The following is a 15477-nucleotide window of genomic DNA, read 5'->3' as shown; positions in this document are numbered from 1 at the left end:
TCACCCTACACTACCATCGAATCTTTGATGTCACAGGCTTTATTATTCCATCCATTGGATTCCTACTGGTGCTTTCAATCATGGCACCCAAAAATATATTTTCCATAACAATGCAGACATACTTGCCCAAACGCAACAACATCAAACACCGCAGCCAAGACCGATTCATCAGCAAATTATTACAATTCTCGGCATTAATGTTATATTTTTACCTACCGGCAGGTATCACTGTGCTTTGCATTTTGTTTTTTGTATTCATGCTCGTCCTCTCAGTGCTGTTATTGCTTCTGCCCTTCGCGTTGGTAAAAGGAATCCGAGCTAGAGCCAAACCGATTGTTACCGTAAGCGCTAAGAAATAAACCGGCATGGGATAGATCGTGCCATTATGGATAAAACCCATAATCGACACCAATAAAGCTATCAATACATAATAACTCAATCCAAATATAGCCCCTGCCGTACCTAAACAATCTTGATATTTGTTTAAGGCCATAGTTAAAATTCCGGGCAGTACTAACCCTATTAATCCGAATATGATTCCGGCATAAGGTAGCATAATTGCAAAGACGGCTGACACTGGATGATGATAAGGTAATGCAAAATACGCAAAGATTAGCAATACCACACTACTTATAAACGCTATTAAAAATCCTAGCATCATCACCTTGCGCACAGACCACCGGTGATTCAGTAATAGTTTCGTCATCATGGAACCCAACACGCTTGCTGTGGCAATAAATAGCCCCACCTTGCCGTAATTAGCCACATTAAATTTCAATAAATGAATAAAAATAAAAGGCGCTTCTGCATAAAATCCAAATAAAATACCATTGATTGCTGCGACAATCCAAGCAGAGACCAATACTTGCGGATCCGTCAACAATCGCCCAGCGATTTTAGCCATTTCTCCCAAACCACTGACGTGTATGTGTGTAGGTTTTGTTTCGGGTAGGCGTCTCACCGTCAAAATCACTAGTATTACCCCCATGACAACTAGTGTTAAAAAATTTGCTTGCCATTGGAACCAGTGATTAATATATCCACCTATTAGAGGGCCTAATGCCGATACCGATGATAAGGCAATTCCAATGATTGCAAAGGCATGGTGGCGCTGTTCTGCCGAATAGCTTTCTCGCATCATTGTTTGCGTAATGACTGAGCCCACACTTGCGCCAAATGCCTGCACCATGCCCATAGCTAATAGTACCCAAATATGGACTCAATGCGCAAGCGAGGCTTGCAAAAGTATAACAGATGATACCGAGTAGCATACAAGGACGCCGACCAATACGGTCGGAGAGCTGCCCCCAAAACAATACTCCAACAGCAAAACCCATAAAATAGACGCTCAGTGTCCATTGCATTAACGTCCTTGTAGTATGGAGCACGTTCGCAATGTTTGGCAGCGAGGGTGTATAAATAGTTTCGCTTAGCTGCGGAAAGCCCAGTAACAAAATGATAAGAAACAGAGATAACTCTCTCTGCGGATAACGTATTTTCGTCATGACAAAATCTCGAAATATTCGTGTTAACCCAATCCAAGCGAACGCAATCGCCGCTGGATACGATTGGCCCTTCAAATCAGGGCTGAATATTTCAATTTTTTACTTTTGCCTTAACGACAATAATCATCGGACTGTTCCGTTTTTGAATAAGAAGAAGGCTATTACACCGTCTTTAAAATATCAACACAAAGTCTACTCTTCATACATAACATCTGGATTGAGTAAGTGGGTTAAGTACCAATTATAACTTTTTGACCCGCATCTTTGGCAGCACCATCGCCTCCGGAGCCATCGGGTGTAGAGACAATCTGATTAGATTTATTTTCTTTAGCCTTCATATCGCCAACTTCTGTGGCCTTTTCAATACCTCTAGAAGTTTGTGATGCGGCACCACCGATAGTACCCTGAATCTGTTGCGCCATCTGGGCCGCTTGACTTGATTGGGTAGGAACACCGATCCAACGAAGAATGTTGTCTGGCAACACGAAGATTAAGCTGAAGCATTGCGTCGTAATCACATAGACCAATGCTGTAAAGATAATTAATGTCAATGGAAACACCAGCAAGCATAATATGAATCCGGTTATACTATCGGAGTCCAACATCGCTTGCCCCATCAGAGTCCCTGCTGCTGCGAGTACGTCGTCACTACCAGCACCGTGCGGACTGCCTATATAGAATAAGTCTGTGGCAAATCCCGTGAAGGTATGCACCACAATGCGCAGGGCAACATAAGATAGAATCATCGCAGCAATGAGACCAATGACCATTAATACCGGTCGCAAGAACACACCCAGTAATAGCATGAGTGCTTGTTTTGCCTCACCCAAAAAGTCGTGACCTTCGGGGTGCGTTAATCCAAAACACACCAGTGGTGCGGCAACCATCGCTTCAATAACCGCAATAATCCATCCGATGACGCCGAAGGTAAAAATAAGGTAAGGATACATGGGTACATAAAAACCTAGCGTAAATCCAACCCCCCAAAAGCCAGCAGCCAGGATAATCATCAAGGGCTTAAACCAATCAATAATCCCTCTAATTGCTTGCGAAGCATCGTATTCTGCATTACAGACACCCGTTGCGAATAATATGGCAGCTATCAGCCCTAGCCAGCCTAACCAAATGTCACCGGCTAGGTTAATACAATACATACCAACCTTGTGTAAAAACAAGATGGGATCATAACCCATAGAACCGTGCTGGCTCTTGGCACCAAACATCCGAAGTAAATTGACGATATCGCCAACGACCCCTCCTAAAATAGCTGTTGCAAGATGCGTGCCCGCATCACTACTATGCGCACCCCATTCAGGATAGTTGTTACCAGTATCACCTGCGTTTTGTCCAGATTGGTATGCCGCTAATTTATTTAAAATTGAAGGAATATAAGCGTTTGAATCCGAAAGCGCAGCCTTTGCATCCGAAGCGGGATCACCACTTACTGTTATGGGTGTAAATATCGAGGGCACATAATTTTTTAAATTTGATATATCATTATAATGCATCTGTACTTGTGCCAAATCCCAGTAATAACGACCGGCCGTCATCCAGCCATCCCGCTCTGCATCACTGATAAAACTCTTTGCCGAGCCAGCACCACCAACAGCCATTTGCTCCATCGGCACAATTAAATTCGCATAGTTAACCATACCACCGAAGAAGTATTCCGAATTCGTTGCAGCAGGATTGTCACTATTGATACCAACACAAGAAGCGGCACTTGAGTGTTGTGAACAATATTCACGTTTAGCGGCTGGTAATAACGTAGTGATTAACTGACTAAGAGCTTGTTTTGAATATTCACACTGTGCACCAGTAGCGCCTTTTTTACACGATTGCAATACCCAAGACACCGAACCACAGGCATTTGAGTTACTGCCAAATGGATACGAATTACCAATGCCGGGAAAATTAAAGCGCTGATTAGCGTCATCTGTAATCACATCAAATTGGGTACGCGGTTGTCCGGGCGTTACCGTTTGATTGTCATAGCTAGAATACATACAGACTTCACTCGCAAAAATTTGTTGCGCGGGTCCATACCCTTTTCCCGTTTGACCCGTACCCACAATTGCTTTTGCAGTATCATTATTAATAATACTATCCCCGTTACCTGATTGCTCAGGCCGATGCCAAACGGTGCCACCATTGTCAACATATTGTAAACCGTAACGCCACGTCGAATCCGCTAAACCCACGCCTTCAACAACTACTTTCATCACCAGATCTTGCAATAATGAATAGCCAGTAGAGGGATTGGGAATTAATAAGGTAAATCCGACAGCAATTTTTAAAAAGATAAGGGCAACATTTTTATTGGCCCCCATAAAGGAACCTTCTTGCGCAGCACGCAAGACGATCGTGAAGATAGTATAAATAAGCCATAATCCAGCAACGACAATAATGCCTTCATTTAATTTTAAAAATAACTTGCCCAGCATTTGCCCCGACGAACCCTGCAAGACATTCCCCACTGAGCCAAAAACCTGCCCCAAATAATTGATGGATAAATCGGAGTGATTGGTGACCGCGGGATCACTCGTTACATTATCGGCAAACGCTGCTCCTGAAATCGACAATAAAATAATGACAGAAAAAAATCTCTCAAAAAGCGAAGACAGGATTTTTCTCATGATTTTGACCCCTTAAATGTGCTGATAAACCATTCATGGAAAGTGCAACCCAAACGGCGTTGCTTCATTTGGAAATAATTAAAATGTTCGCGAAAGGCATAGGCCCAAAGCAGTAGCGTTAGCATAATGGTAACAAAGCCCGATAACACTAAATGTGACACAAACAAATAAATCGTATATCCAATAAGCAACACGCTAAATCCCAAACAAAAATATACAAGGCGCAATGATAACTGCATGCGCTTTTGTAAATCCGCTTCATTCAAGCCATACCGGCGCATCGCTTCTTCGAACGATTTCGGAGATTTTTGTTGGGAACCTTTCGTGTTGTCGAATAATTTTTTTGTTATATCAGTAATGGCATGTCCATTTCCTTTGATCTGATCCATACCTACCCATCTGACGGGGTTCAGGCCGGAAAAGAACCTCTTTTTCATTGTATTTTTGAAACCCATATGATTACCTTGGATACTCATCGAGGAATATACGCATGTTGCGTTGAGTATCATCGTAGCACCCAATCCTTAAGATAATATTAAGGTTTCATTAAATGGAGCCTGTTTTTTGCAAAAAAAACTTAATTCTAGCTTAAACTCTTGCTCTACCCTGCCCGATTTTAAGGAAATCTTAATACTTCCTTAAGGTTGCTGTTGTATGCTGTAGTGAACATTTAGTGCAACCGTTCCACTGAGGATCCCATGCCAGATCTTAACCATAAAGCTGTCCATCAATTTTGGCGCGATTATAAAGATCCTATCATTTATCGCGTTATCACCTTCATGGAAGGTGTAGAAGATTGGACGATCGATGGCGACCCTACACTCGAAGCGGCTCTTAAAGAATTGGGTGAAGCGCTTGAAGACATCGGTAATATCGATTTGCAACAAGAAGATGCAATGATTCAAATTGCAACACACGTTAAAACTGGGCGCGGACTGCGTTTATTAATGTGCTTGGATACCGCCTATCCCGGAGCGGCTGCCAAAGTCTTAATGCATGCTGAAGAAATAACAAAATCTGACAAAGATATGCCGGGTATTTTCTTGCGACGCAATATTGTTTTCGAACGACTCCGATTGCTTGGCAGAGTCTTTGCAGCCGATCGTTTCAAACTAGTGCTTAAAACATTAGAGGAAAGTGGTTTATGAAGAAATTAAAATGTTTTGTTGTTAGCAGTAGTGCAATCGCCCTTTTAGGGATTGTCTCTGTCACTATTGCCGACAATCCTCCGCCGATAGCGGCTTGCGAAAAATATCTTAGTTATTCTGATTCGCAGTTTGACTCCTGGTTAAAATCCAATACTAAAGATGCTAAAATTGTCTCTGCCGAGTTAGGCGAATGCTTACAAGCAAACTCTTGCAATGCAATAAGCAGTATCGATAACTGTTCTGCAACCTTGGCATCACGAACATTTTTAAGCACTTTTTATGCAAATTATACGGCAGACAACAATAGCCTGGCACCAGCTCCCTCTGGAGAAGGCAATCACGCTGCCAATGCAGCCCCACCACCCTCATCGAGTGGTAACACAAACAACAATACAGCTAATGCTGTCGGCGGCAGTGGCAAATCACCCGCTGCACCGAAATCAACAAGTTCTTCCGTCCACTGGTTTTAAGACAAAAGAGTTTTACCCATGAAAAAATTAATCACAATTATCAAGAAAAAAAGTTTCAAAGTGGGTGTCGCCGTTGCTGGTGTCACACTTATTTCTTTGCCACTCATGTCAACCGCCAATGCTGGCTGGCCATTTATCGGCGGTGATGACGGCAAACAGTCTGGCGATCCTTTTTCTGGATTGGTGACGGCTATTCACCAAGTGGGTAACGAGATGAAAGCACTCGCTACAGCCAGTGCAAAAACTGCTAATGCAATGATGTATCAAATCGATAGCTATTTTTTAAATGCTTCGCAAGTTAACTCCCAAACTGATAACGCAGCTATCCAAGCACGCAACACTGCAGCTAATCTCACAGCAACGCAGATATCTAACTCGTTATTGCAATTTCCTGAGGAAGTGGTTAATCCGAATGAGTTGGACAACCCTGAGCTCACTGCTCTCATCAATAATAATAAAAAAGTGATCCCTAATTTAACGGTTAATACGCCAGCAAGTGATACGCTCTACCTTGATAGTAGTTCAGACTCAATGGCATCAACGTATGGTGTTGCAAAACCAAGCGTCAATTATGACAATTATTTTAATTTCGACTCTTTAATCACACCCGCTGCGTACAGTAATAACCAGAAAAAAGCGGCGGAAGCTTATATTGATTATGCATCACAACAGTACCAATCACTGACTGACGGGATTAATTTTGCTAAATTAAAATCTGAGCTTATTAATTTGAGCCCAACCAAACGTGCTCAGAAGCTACAAACTATCGTTAATGATCCTGTCTACCAAAAATATCAATTGACGATCCGATCGTTGCTAGCGTCTAAATCAGTGGCCCTGAGCAACTTTAATTACCTCATGGCAGAGCGCACACCTGTAAAAGGGTTAGCCCAAAAAGCAGGCATGCCAAACAATCCTAATTTGCCAAAAGGGTATGCAAGCCCATTAGAAGTTGAAAATTATATTGCAAACGAGCGCTTAAATAATCCTGAATGGGCCAAGGCAATGGAAACGGCTTCACCCGCAACGGTGAACCGTGAAGAACTCATGATTTTAGCAGAGATCGAAAGCCAACTTCAGCGCAATCATCTCGATCATGAAAGATTGTTAGCGACTTTGTCCATTATGGCATTACAATCAGCTCAACTTTCTACCACGACGTTGAAGCTAGAAGCGCAAAAGGTTAATGGTATTATTGATCCTTCGCAAAAACAAAACACAGGACAGCCCTAAACACTTACTAATTCGGAGACGGGGTTGACAGTCTCATAATAACGACGTAGCCCCTCTTCGAGCGATAAAAATTCATCGCTATATCCAGCGTTGCGAAGCGCAGTAATATCGGCCTGTGTAAAACTTTGATAGGCACCCTTGAGTTTATCCGGAAAAGGAATGTATTGGATTTCACCGGCACCATGCAGTTGAATTAATGTTTTTGCCAAGTCATTAAAACTGCGCGCCCGACCTGTACCCACATTAAAAATACCCGAAACTCTAGGATTTTCCAGGAACCATAAATTCACCTTCACAATATCATCAACCGAAATAAAATCGCGCAACTGCTCGCCATTGCCATAGCCATCACAGCCTTCAAATAATTTTACAACGCCCGTATCGCGCAATTGATTCATAAAATGATAGGCCACACTCGCCATGCTGCCTTTATGCTGTTCATTTCGCCCATAAACATTAAAATAGCGCAAGCCTACAACTTGTGATTTTAAGCTCGGCAACGTTTTCAACATGTACTGATCAAAAAGCCATTTGGAATAGCCATAAACATTTAAGGGTAATTCTTGTTGAGACGATTCTTTAAATTGATGATCGCCACCATAAACTGCGGCACTCGAGGCATAAATAAAAGGGATTTTATGTCGGCCACAATATTTTAGTAGGTGTTTTGAATAATCATAGTTATTGCGCATCATATAACGACCATCCCACTCGGTCGTCACCGAGCAAGCGCCTTCATGAAAAATAGCATCGATCTTTTTATCGAATGGTTGGTCTGCGATAATACGATGAATAAAATCTTCATAATCTAAATAATCTGAAAACTTAGAAACTGCTAAATTGCGATATTTTCTACCATCGGTTAGATCATCAACGACCAAAATGTCGGTTCGACCTATAGCATTCAAGCCTTTTACAACATTGCTGCCGATAAACCCTGCCGCACCGGTTACTATAATCATACCGTTGTTCCTCTTATTTTCTCGAGCAACCCCGTCGTTGAATATCCCTCCCTGATTTTAACCGTGAGCACCTTCCCGCCATTATTTAACACCGCTTCATGACCTGCAATTTCTTCAACTTTGTAGTCACCACCTTTGACTAAAATGTCAGGCAAGACCTCACCTATTAACCGCTCGGGTGTGTCTTCAGAAAAAGGAACGACCCAATCAACCGAGCGTAACGCGGACAAGACTTCCATGCGTGCTTGGAGTGAATTTAATGGTCGGTCTTCACCTTTGAGCTCTGCGACAGAATCATCGGTATTCACTGCAACGATCAAGCGATCTCCCATGGCTTTTGCTTCTTCAAGATATTGGACGTGACCTGTATGCAAGATATCAAAACAGCCGTTTGTCATAACGACCGTTTCGCCGTGCGCACGGGCATCGGCAACTGCCAATAATAATTCTTTTTCTGATACAATGCCGACCTGTGAGTCGTTTGCTTTTTGTAATTCACGTCGTAATTCAGGGACCGTTACGACAGCGGCACCGAGTTTTCGTACAACAATACCCCCTGCTAAATTTGCAAGAGTCGCCGCTTGAATCATGTCAGTTTGTGCGGCAAGTGAGGCTGCCATGACAGATATGACCGTATCACCAGCACCCGTGACATCGTAAACCTCTCGTGCACGCGCCGGTAAATTCACCGGATCTTGAGCTCCCTGAATTAGAAGCATCCCATCTTTACCGCGCGTAATTAATATCGACTCAATTTGATGTTGCTGCATTAATTCATTTGCTTTTTGAGTTAAGTCTTCATCATTTTGACAAGGACCCGCTACCGCTTCAAATTCTTTAAGGTTTGGTGTGATTAATGTGGCACCAGCATAACGGCTAAAGTCATCGGCTTTTGGATCAACTAAAACCGGAATACCTTGTTCGCGCGCCATGGCAATAAGGGTATTCGCATGACGTAGGGCACCTTTAGCATAATCGGATAGGACGACTACATGGGCATTTGCCAATTGTTGACGAAACGCCTGAATCAAATTTGCATCATCATAGTTTTCGAGTGAGTTTTCAAAGTCGAGTCGGAGCAATTGTTGGTTTTGACCCAACACGCGTAGTTTAGTGACTGTGGAAAAGTTTTTATTTTTTTGGAAGTGACATTCAATGTTTTTGTTGTTGAGCAACGCTTGTAGCTCCGTCGCTTCACTATCCTCACCAACCCACCCCATCAGGGTAACCTGGCTACCCAAAGCAGCAATGTTCAGTGCGACATTAGCAGCCCCCCCCGGCCTCGCCTCTAGCGCGTTAACGCGAACGACGGGAACCGGCGCTTCTGGGGAAATACGCGAGACATTCCCATACCAGTAGCGATCGAGCATCAGGTCGCCATATACAAGGACACGAGTCGTTTCATATGCTGGAATATCTATTTTTTCAATCACTTATGTTTCTCTAGGCCCATGACTAAGTGCTTATTATGAGGGGAAGTCAGAAATGAGGCAAGTCTAGCAGGAACCGACGTTTTCCGCGAGCCCCCCCCATCCTTAGCTGAAGTGCCGCGCTGTCAAATTAAGTACTCAGCGTAGTTGATGATGTTAATATTTTCTTTAAAAGGAAATTCCTTTCCGTTATAGAGCAAATACCCTTGCCGATTCTCATCACAAAATTTCTTCAATGCAGAAACAAATTTCGGATAAAAGGTTGATGTTTTCTTTATTTCAATAAAGTCTTGACTATCCTTTTTATCAACAATCAAATCAATTTCAGTTTTATCACTCGTACGAAAATAATATAGTTCAAAACCGGAAACAGAATGCAGGTTTTTTTTCAAAATTTCTGAAACAACATAATTTTCAAAGATTGCACCATTCATAGGCCCCTTATCATATTGATCAAAAGTTTTTATGCCTGCTAAATAGGAGATCAAGCCCGTATCATAAAAATATATTTTTGGACTCTTAATAATGCGTTTTCCTAAATTATTATAGTAAGCTGGCAATAAAAAAATGATATAAGAGGCTTCTAAAATTGAAAGCCATCTTTTAATCGTTGGCGCAGATACACCCAAATCTTTAGCATAATGCGACAAATCTATTGTTTTTGTAACCTGCGCTGCTAATAGTCGAATAAAACGACTAAAATCACGCATATCACCAATATTGCTCAACACGCGTACATCTTTATTTAAATAGGTTTCTAAATAAGACGCGTACCACAGCTCGGATTCCCGATAATCTCTTATAACCAGCTCTGGATATGCACCTTGATAAATTGATTCTGTTAATAGTGCTTTTGGCATCTCTGCATATTGCAGCGGTAATAACGACATTAAACCAATGCGACCTGCAAGCGATTCGGAAATATTTTTCAGATAAGAAAACTGGCTCGATCCTGTCAAAACAAATTTACCATAGTTCTGCCTATCATTATCGACCGCTACTTTTATGTAATTGAACAGCTTGGGAACGAATTGGACCTCATCAAAAATGACTCGGTCATCATATTGCGCGATGAAGCCCTCAGGATCGGACTCAAAGTAATCGACGTTTCCGATATTGTCGAAGCTGACGTAGCGATAATCCGTAAGCGCATGCTGTAATAGCGTGGACTTGCCGGACTGCCTTGGCCCAGTAAGCCCTAGGACCGGAAAAGATGACAAAAATCGCTGCATGGTTGCTTCTGCGATGCGCTTCAAGTACATAGAGTCAAGACCTTTTTTTCTGTATTTTTAATATTATATGTTAAAATTACAGAAAACTACATTGAATTTTAGCCATTTTATCTGTAATTTTAATATTCAATGTTAAAATTACAGAAATCAGAGGCATTCTTCAGCGGTGGTTTATGGCCAAGATCTGCTAGGTTGCGCTAGAGGCCGTTAATTTGGCCCTGCCGTAACTATCCGAAAAGCGCTCGATATCATCTTCGCCTAAGTATGCACCCACCTGCACCTCAATGAGTTCGAGCGGCAGTTGCGCTTCGTTGCTTAAGCGATGCTTGGTGTTAGCGGGAATAAACGTAGACTCATTCGCTTGTAGTTCAAATGTATCGTCACCATTTACAACCGTTGCTGTGCCTTTAATCACAACCCAGTGTTCTGAACGGTGCTTGTGGCGCTGCAATGAAAGACGCTGCTCTGGATTCACAATAATTTTTTTAACTTTGAAATTTTTACCTTCCGCCAAGGTATGGTAAGAGCCCCAAGGACGATGAACGTTTGAGTGCAGTTGCGCTTCAGGACGGTTATTGGATTTTAATGTCCCGACTAAATGTTTTATTTTCTGGCAATGATCTTTCTTTGCGACTAAAACGGCATCATCGGTTACAACAACAACAACATCGTCAACACCCGCGACTGCCAACAATCCATGATTTGTTCTGAGATAAGAGTTTGTCACTTCTTGGGTCAGCACATCACCGATTTTTACATTAGATTGTTCGTCAGGAATGTGTTCCTGCATTAACGCATCCCACGAGCCGACATCATTCCAAGCAGAGTGCAGTACTGTCATCGCACTCCACTCTGTTTTTTCCATGACGGCATAGTCGATAGAATTTGCAGGGCAATTTTTTAATGCTTTTGCATCGGGGCGCGAAAAATCACCGTCGCCATGAACGTTTTTCATCGCTTTTTCACACGCCATCGCCATTTTGGGTTCATGCTCTTTGAGTTCGCGCAGATAACTTTCTGCTTTGAATGCAAAGATTCCACAGTTCCAATAATAATGGCCGGATTCAATAAATCGCTGCGCGTTCTCACGATTTGGCTTTTCGACAAAATGATCGATTTTATAGACCGAATTTTCGCCCATTTTTTCTGCGATTTTAATATAACCATAAGCGGTTTTAGGTTCTTTCGCTTCTATGCCAAACGAAACTAAGTAATCAGCATTAATCGCATCTTGTGCGTTTACGTAAGACACTAATAGCGCCTCATGATTTTCAACGACGTGATCGGCTGGCATCACCCACAACACTGCATCCGAAAAATGTTGCTGCGCGAAGATCGCGGCGAGCGCAATAGCCGGCGCTGTGTTTTTGGCATCAGGTTCTAAGATAATTGCCGCGGGCTGAATACCGATTTCGCGAAGTTGCTCTGCAACGATAAAGCGATGATCTTCGTGGCAAACAACGATTGGCGCTTGCATGTTAGGAAAAGAAGCTGTTCTTAGTACCGTTGTTTGCAACAGTGTTTCAGTTTCTTTTAGCAAAGGGAAAAATTGCTTTGGATATTCTGAACGCGACAACGGCCACAAACGCGTACCGCTTCCACCGGCTAATATGACAGGAACTGTTGTTGCCATTTATTGGTTCTCTTCGAGCTTAACGTGATCTTTATAAATACTTCTATTTTGCAAGTCGGGCCATTGTTTTTCTTTTTCATAAAATTTGGCATAACGATAAAAAGCACCGTAGCTATGACCCATCGCAATAACAACCCCAGGCCAGCCATCGAGGAAACCACGCTGTAAAAAGTAGTGTTTGATGAAAGTCCATATGGTGTGTGTTACGGCCGCAATCATAGACGATTTACCGTATTTCGCCTCAAGGCGAGTAACGCCTAGCGAGGAATAGCGATTTGCTTTGTGCATCATTTCCGACAAATTCCAAAATGGAATTTGCCAGATAGGATTTTTTAAATAACCAAATGTCTTATAGGTGTGACAAATGTAATTCTCATGAACCGGATCGGCTTCATATTCCAAGCATCCCTTACGAAACAGTTGCGGTTGCCGATAGTCAGGATACCAGCCCGAATGTTTTATCCATCGCCCCATAAAATAATTTTTACGCGGAACATAATAAATATCTTTCGTATTTTTGGACTGGATAATTTTAAGTATTTCATCACGCGCTTCAGGCGTGCATCGCTCATCAGAGTCTAAACTAAATACCCAAGGATGTTGACAGGCTGCAACTGCTTCATTACGCAGTTCGCCAAATCCAACAAATGGCACTTGCACCACTCTTGCGCCTAATTTTAAAGCCAATTCTGTCGTGCCATCTGTGCTATGCGAATCCACAACCACAACTTCATCAGCCCATAACACGCTATTAATAGCGGCTGCAATTTTGTCTACTTGATTATAAGCAATAATATAGGCAGATAGTTTTTCGGGTGTTTCATGCTGCACGAGATATTTTTTAAATACAGCCAAGGTATTAATCGCATCATGTTCTTTTTGTAACTCAGCTCCCGCACGCTTTGCGTTTTCATGATAATGCAAATAGTGATTACGAATGGATTCCACGGCTTTATAAACATATTCTGGCGAAGAATTCTCAAGAACAACACCCGCCTCAAACCGCGTAACAACATCACCCGCCCAGGTGCCCGCTGTGGTGACGACGGGGCAACCTGCATAAAACGCATCTAATGCAACCCCGCTAAATTTATTCGCGTAATCATCCTGCTTATAAAGCAACAGCGCAATCGCCTGATCAAATAAATTCTGGTAAACACCACGATCCAAGGTTTCCGTGTGAGTGTTTAATGCCGGATGAGAGATGGTCTTAAGTTTTGCAATGGCAGCTTTAGTTTCTGTATCATAACGTCCCGAAAAGGGTCGCGACATTTGTACTTCGATCGGCAAAGGATCAGGCTGATCTGATGCATAGTCAATAAAGTCGATGACGCGCGGAAATCCTTTATCCGACCGAGCGGCACCAGCATAAATTATTTTTTCGACCTGTTCAGCCTGATTGGAAGACTTGGACTTTGGTTCATAACCGGGACACGGCACGCACTCGCAATTTGGAAACCCTGCCTGCCTAAAAATCGCCAATAGCTTTTCAGTCGGCGCCATGATAATAAACTCAGGATGAATTTTGGCAGTTTCCTCAAGCAATTTAATTTTTTCAGGCGTCACCTTGAATTGATGAAAATGCAAAAAAATCGTAGGGTGGGAATTCTTTTCCCGAAGCAAACGGGTGAGAAAAATAAAATCGATGCTCCCCGCAGTAGGAATGAATAGGGGATCATCTTTCTGAAGCAAGAACCGTAATCGAAAATACTTCTGTACCTTCGCTAGCTTACGAGAGAAACACGGATGAACATGGCAGATCTCCTCTCGGTATAAATCTTTGCCACGACGGTCCAACCACACATGCAGGTCGAATGCTTTATCCGTATTGGCCCTTACAAGACCAAGCACATAGCCATAGCAATGGCCCGCCTGATCCGCAAGGGTGGGTTCTAAAATGTGAAGCGCTCTTATAGCCATGGTAAATGCTTGCCCCTAAGTATTCTCATTGCTAGACTAGGTGCCTATTCTAATGCGAAATGAACAGAAAATCATGTGTAGAATTCGACACTTAACTCAACTCCTTGTTGTAGCAACAGTTTTTGCACTACCCCTATCAACCACTGCGACAGATTTGCTGTTCCCACTAGCCGGCATCTTAAGCATCTTTAGCGAACATCCCCGTGAAAAGTGGTTAAGGATCAAACAAAACCCCGTCCCTCTCTCAATGCTTGCCTTCTTTCTACTGTATCTCATAGGCACCACTTATACGATTGCACCGGCCCACGACATCACGCACCAATTGATAAAGGGGAGCTCCTTTTTGTTTGCCGCCCTGTTGATCCCAACATTGCTCGATGAACGATGGCGACGATACGCAGTCAACGCTTTTCTATTCGCCATGACGCTTACGCTTTTCTTATCCTATACTAAATACTTTTTTATTCATGACTTATTTCATACTCGATTTGATTACAGCAGCGTCTTTAAAGACCACATTATTCAAAATTTCTTGATGGCCTTTGCGACATTTATTTTCGCCTATCGATGGATTCACAAATATCGATTTCGTTGGGTTTATGGCTTTCTCACCCTAGCAGCCACTTTTAACGTTTTGTTCATGAGCCTTGGCAGAACAGGTTATTTTATTTTTGCTGCCCTGTTGGTTTTTACCTTCGTTCACTACTTCAGATGGAAAGGGATTTTGTACGCCCTAACCACTATCATCCTATTATTTGGACTAGCTTCTTTAACAAATGGATTCAGAGATCGAATGGCTATAGCTGCCAACAATATACAGCAATATTCAAAAGGACACGGGCACAATTCATTGGGTATTCGCATTCAATCTATGAAAAACGCCGCAACTTTATATAAAGAAAAGCCACTGATTGGATATGGCACGGGCAGTTATAAAACGGCCTACGCTACACTTCCAGCAGAAAAAATAAAGACTACAGGCATCATGGTTAATTCCTATAACGCTTACTTAAACACGGCTGTTGAATTGGGGATACCTGGGATTGTGCTTCTGCTCACGATATTTTTCATGCAATGGCGCTATAGCTTTGAGCTACCCGAAGAATGGCGTTATCTCACACAGATATTATTAATAAGTATGATGTTGGGTTGTTTCGCCAATCCGTGGTTACAAGACACCACAGAGCTACATTTATATGTGATATTCATGGCCATTAGTTTTGCAGCCTTACCATTAAATTATTTAACGAAAAAACAATCTGAAGATAACTCCGAAGCCGTCACTTCTGAATAGTCGCTGTTTACAAC

At 42.5% G+C, this 15477-nt stretch carries 12 protein-coding genes and 1 pseudogene; 4 read left to right on the top strand and 9 right to left on the bottom strand.

Going from position 1 to position 15477, the window contains the following annotated elements:
* Nucleotides 1-208: 208 nt before the first annotated feature.
* The 4 genes and pseudogenes from ACJMKR_RS02285 to icmV all read right to left on the bottom strand — a co-directional run bounded on the left by ACJMKR_RS02285 (nt 209) and on the right by icmV (nt 4596).
* On the bottom strand, nt 209-1195 hold the full coding sequence (locus ACJMKR_RS02285) for an MFS transporter (protein WP_423063601.1): 987 nt from the start codon (nt 1193-1195) through the stop codon (nt 209-211).
* Nucleotides 1196-1274: 79 nt separating this feature from the next.
* Nucleotides 1275-1505: pseudogene (locus ACJMKR_RS02280) on the bottom strand (MFS transporter); the annotation flags it as partial.
* Between the two features lie 230 nt (nt 1506-1735).
* Nucleotides 1736-4141, bottom strand: coding sequence for a DotA/TraY family protein (locus ACJMKR_RS02275; protein WP_423063600.1), 2406 nt, complete (start codon nt 4139-4141; stop codon nt 1736-1738).
* Entirely contained in the window at nt 4138-4596 is a 459-nt protein-coding gene (gene icmV / locus ACJMKR_RS02270) for a type IVB secretion system protein IcmV (protein ID WP_423063599.1), read from the bottom strand. Before icmV ends, ACJMKR_RS02275 begins: the two co-directional genes overlap by 4 nt.
* A 243-nt stretch (nt 4597-4839) precedes the next feature.
* Here icmV and icmW point away from each other — a divergent pair, with 243 nt between their 5' ends.
* Genes icmW through ACJMKR_RS02255 form a run of 3 tightly spaced genes read left to right on the top strand, consistent with a single transcriptional unit; the run spans nt 4840 to nt 6992 of the window.
* A complete protein-coding gene (icmW, locus tag ACJMKR_RS02265; RefSeq protein ID WP_423063598.1) occupies nt 4840-5289 on the top strand; it encodes a type IVB secretion system protein IcmW in 450 nt (149 codons plus the stop codon).
* The gene (locus ACJMKR_RS02260) at nt 5286-5759 is read left to right on the top strand and encodes a hypothetical protein (protein ID WP_423063597.1); all 474 of its coding nucleotides are present in this window, start codon (nt 5286-5288) and stop codon (nt 5757-5759) included. Before icmW ends, ACJMKR_RS02260 begins: the two co-directional genes overlap by 4 nt.
* An 18-nt stretch (nt 5760-5777) precedes the next feature.
* Entirely contained in the window at nt 5778-6992 is a 1215-nt protein-coding gene (locus ACJMKR_RS02255) for a phosphoesterase (protein ID WP_423063596.1), read from the top strand.
* Here ACJMKR_RS02255 and rfaD read toward each other — a convergent pair.
* The 5 genes from rfaD to ACJMKR_RS02230 all read right to left on the bottom strand — a co-directional run bounded on the left by rfaD (nt 6989) and on the right by ACJMKR_RS02230 (nt 13080).
* Nucleotides 6989-7954: an ADP-glyceromanno-heptose 6-epimerase gene (gene rfaD, locus ACJMKR_RS02250; protein ID WP_423063595.1), complete on the bottom strand. Its 966-nt coding sequence runs from the start codon at nt 7952-7954 to the stop codon at nt 6989-6991. The two genes, ACJMKR_RS02255 and rfaD, sit on opposite strands and share 4 nt — an antisense overlap.
* Nucleotides 7951-9387 carry a bifunctional D-glycero-beta-D-manno-heptose-7-phosphate kinase/D-glycero-beta-D-manno-heptose 1-phosphate adenylyltransferase HldE gene (hldE, locus tag ACJMKR_RS02245; protein WP_423063594.1) on the bottom strand — a complete coding sequence of 479 codons (1437 nt, stop codon included), beginning with the start codon at nt 9385-9387 and terminating at the stop codon, nt 7951-7953. The genes rfaD and hldE overlap by 4 nt, the downstream gene beginning before the upstream one ends.
* 122 nt (nt 9388-9509) lie before the next feature.
* Nucleotides 9510-10640, bottom strand: coding sequence for an ATP-binding protein (locus ACJMKR_RS02240; RefSeq protein WP_423063593.1), 1131 nt, complete (start codon nt 10638-10640; stop codon nt 9510-9512).
* Nucleotides 10641-10803: 163 nt separating this feature from the next.
* Nucleotides 10804-12249 carry a mannose-1-phosphate guanylyltransferase/mannose-6-phosphate isomerase gene (locus tag ACJMKR_RS02235; RefSeq protein WP_423063592.1) on the bottom strand — a complete coding sequence of 482 codons (1446 nt, stop codon included), beginning with the start codon at nt 12247-12249 and terminating at the stop codon, nt 10804-10806.
* Nucleotides 12250-13080: a glycosyltransferase family 2 protein gene (locus tag ACJMKR_RS02230; protein WP_423064273.1), complete on the bottom strand. Its 831-nt coding sequence runs from the start codon at nt 13078-13080 to the stop codon at nt 12250-12252. It lies immediately after the preceding gene.
* Between the two features lie 1141 nt (nt 13081-14221).
* On the opposite strand from ACJMKR_RS02230, the gene ACJMKR_RS02225 reads away from it, so the two are divergent.
* Complete coding sequence (locus tag ACJMKR_RS02225) at nt 14222-15463, top strand: O-antigen ligase family protein (RefSeq protein ID WP_423063591.1); 1242 nt, start codon at nt 14222-14224, stop codon at nt 15461-15463.
* Nucleotides 15464-15477: the final 14 nt, after the last annotated feature.

It is taken from the genome of Candidiatus Paracoxiella cheracis (assembly GCF_049348705.1).
GTDB lineage: Bacteria > Pseudomonadota > Gammaproteobacteria > Coxiellales > Coxiellaceae > Paracoxiella > Paracoxiella cheracis.
Note: the sequence above shows the minus strand (reverse complement) of the source record. Positions and strands in the feature narration are given on the sequence as shown.